Source organism: Microcystis sp. M109S1 (assembly GCF_020247025.1).
Lineage (GTDB): Bacteria > Cyanobacteriota > Cyanobacteriia > Cyanobacteriales > Microcystaceae > Microcystis.
In genome coordinates, this window is record NZ_JADBRW010000047.1 from 1 (window position 1) to 2,658 (window position 2,658).

General features: G+C 44.1%; 5 protein-coding genes. 1 reads left to right on the forward strand and 4 read right to left on the reverse strand.

Annotated features, from left to right (window positions below):
- On the forward strand, window positions 1–140 hold a 140-nt coding region (locus IM322_RS01885; RefSeq protein WP_287673851.1), incomplete at its 5' end, for a transposase.
- 156 nt (window positions 141–296) lie between these two features.
- Here the strand turns inward: IM322_RS01885 and IM322_RS01890 are convergent.
- The 4 genes from IM322_RS01890 to IM322_RS01905 form a co-directional block, all read right to left on the reverse strand.
- Complete coding sequence (locus tag IM322_RS01890) at window positions 297–1,103, reverse strand: TPM domain-containing protein (protein ID WP_287675132.1); 807 nt, start codon at window positions 1,101–1,103, stop codon at window positions 297–299.
- Between the two features lie 219 nt (window positions 1,104–1,322).
- Complete coding sequence (locus IM322_RS01895; protein WP_287675131.1) at window positions 1,323–1,688, reverse strand: DUF948 domain-containing protein; 366 nt, start codon at window positions 1,686–1,688, stop codon at window positions 1,323–1,325.
- Window positions 1,689–2,048, reverse strand: coding sequence for a YtxH domain-containing protein (locus IM322_RS01900; RefSeq protein WP_287675130.1), 360 nt, complete (start codon window positions 2,046–2,048; stop codon window positions 1,689–1,691).
- A gap of 502 nt (window positions 2,049–2,550) precedes the next feature.
- Window positions 2,551–2,658, reverse strand: a 108-nt coding sequence (locus tag IM322_RS01905) for a transposase (RefSeq protein ID WP_287672724.1), incomplete at its 5' end; no start/stop codon positions are given.

Sequence of the window (2,658 nt, forward strand, 5' to 3'; positions counted from 1 at the left end):
ACAGTGACCATTTAAAGAAGATTTACTGGAAAGACAAGAGAGTATTATGGACAGGAGCTTACTTTGTGGCTAGTTGTGGTGGCGTTACGATAGATCAACTTAAAAAATATGTGGAGAGCCAAGACTCCCCAGAATATTAATTGTGCTTCGCTGTTTCTATATTGGTTGGCTTTTCATCTCCGAGGTGAAACCGAGAGCCTTCAAGCCAACATTTAAGGTAAAAACTTCGCTACTTTCTTTTCACTGATTACTGATTACTGATTACTGATTACTGATCACTGAAAAGCCGCTAATTCTTAGGTTTTTGAGGCGTTGAGGGAATTAAAACGAGGGGAAAGATAGGCGACTAAAACTCCAAGGGCAAAACCGATTAAATTGCGGAAAAGGGGCAGTAATTCACCGGTGCGAGTAACCACCGGTCCGATGCCAAAAGCAACAAAGAGGATAAACCAGAGGGGAGAGACAATTAAAACCCATTGCCAAGCGAAAACCTGTCCTTCTTTGCGGGGAATACCGGCAAAACCGAAGACTAAACCACCGACAATTGAGGTAATTAAAGTTAAAATCCACTGTTCCTTCGGTAAACCGGGGACTACCGCACAACCACCTTTAACTAAACAGCCTTTTACCGCGTCTAAAGATTGTACGATCGCATTATTCTCGCCATTTTCCCGGACAAAATACATATTACCGAAACGGGCCTGTAATTCGATCCAAAAAGTGCGGGGTAAAAATTCATAGACGGCATCGCCAATACTAAAAGATAGTAAATTACCGCCCCGACCATCGGCCACTAAGAGAATACTTTTATCATCCAATCCCCAGAAATTAATCACTGCCCGGCCGGGGCTGCGGTCATATTGGGTTAAAACTCGCATTTTCCAGCCGGTTTCCCCTTGAAATGTCTCGATATCTCGGATTAATGCTTCTTCCTGTTTTGCGGGTAGATAATTGGCTAAATCAACGATCGGAGTGGCTTGATTGGGCAGTAATTCGGGATTATTCACCGCTAGAGCTTGATCCGGTGAGATAATCCAACCCAGACAGCTAATGACACCAATTACAAGAGCGATCGAGATTACTCGGCAAAAACGATTGAGCATAGCACTTCTAGACAATGAGAATTTTTTCAGCAAGGGTGTAGGCTAACTTTCAGTTTCTTTACACTTATTTACTTTATCTTAAGGGAATTCTCAACTTTAGTCACCCAGTTATCAGTTATCAGTCATCAGTCATCAGTTATCAGATGTGAGTTTTCAGTTCACTGGTTACTGTTTACTGATCACTGAAAAAAGCCTCCCACTTCATAATTCCCCATCTGCTTAACTGCGTTTCCAAGTATTCCAAGCGACTTTAAAACCGATCAAGAGGCGACGGCTGCCACGATCGAGCTTGCTGAGACCAGCTTTAGCACTACCGAGACTGCGATCGACTCCCTGGGCAACTTGGCGGGTACTTTTGACCCCTTCATCGATATTTTCGGTTAATTCGCTGATTTCTGCCCCTGTTAGGCGAATTGCTTCTAGAGTCGGGGGAAATTCCCGATGGAGGGTATCGAATAATTTTTCGGCACTCCGGGCTGCCCGGGCTAACTCTTGCAGGGCAGGCAAAGCAGCGATGAAAACCGCCGTTAAACTAACGGCGACTAGCAGTAAAGAACATCCTAGCCAGAAAATAGGTTCGGTCATTTAATGGTCATTCGAGTGATGATTATCGCCTTGGGGGGATTCTTCCGAGTCGGGGAAAGGATTGTCCGTGGCTAGACTTTGACTAGCTTCGATTCCGGCTGTCACCGCCTCTTTTAATCTAATTAAAGTATCATCCCAATTACGCCGGGCTGATTCCGATAGGCGATCGGCCTGCAATTGCACCGTCGTGGTCAGATCTTCGGCTAATTCAGGCAAAGCCCGCGCGGATTTTTGCAGAATTCGACGGGTTTCTTTTCCAGATCTGGGCGCTACTAATAAACCCGCCACTGCCCCGATCGCACTGCCCACTAAAACCCCGACGACGAATAAGCCACCGTTACCGTTATTTTTATCTGCCATAGGATTGCCCTTGTACTTAATTCCCAATTTTACGAGGAATTACACTTCTCTTGTGCAGTTTCTTCGGCAAAAATTTTGGACTGTTGCTCTTGGCAAGCAAAAACAGACCTAGAAGGGATAACTTGAGAAAAAACTAGCGATCGGGCAAAACCCGATTTTATTGCTGACTTTGAGCAAATAAGGGAGTGAAAAAGAAGAACCTCTGGGAGTCTTGCCGTGTTTCGACCCCAAAGGTTCCTCTCATGCTGAACTTATACTCCTCACACGATATTTATATTACACACAATCCGCTGCTTTTGTCAAGGGGTTTATGAAATTTTTTCCATAGACTTCTGGCCAAATTAATTTTTTAGGGTCGGTAGGCGCTCTTGCCGGGGACGGCTATCATACTGAATCACTGGTTAAGACTGTCTATGAGAGCCGGAGCTGCGGAGCGGGGAGAGGGAGTTTTAGCATTTGTACTAAAATTCTGGCTCTTCTGGTTTTCGTGTGTTAATTTTTGTTATGAATTAAAGCAAGCAAACAGCTTAAGTCGAAGATGTTCAAAATTGGTAAATCCATAACTTATTCTTTTAATAAGCTTTATTTTGGTATTCATTCCCTCAATTAA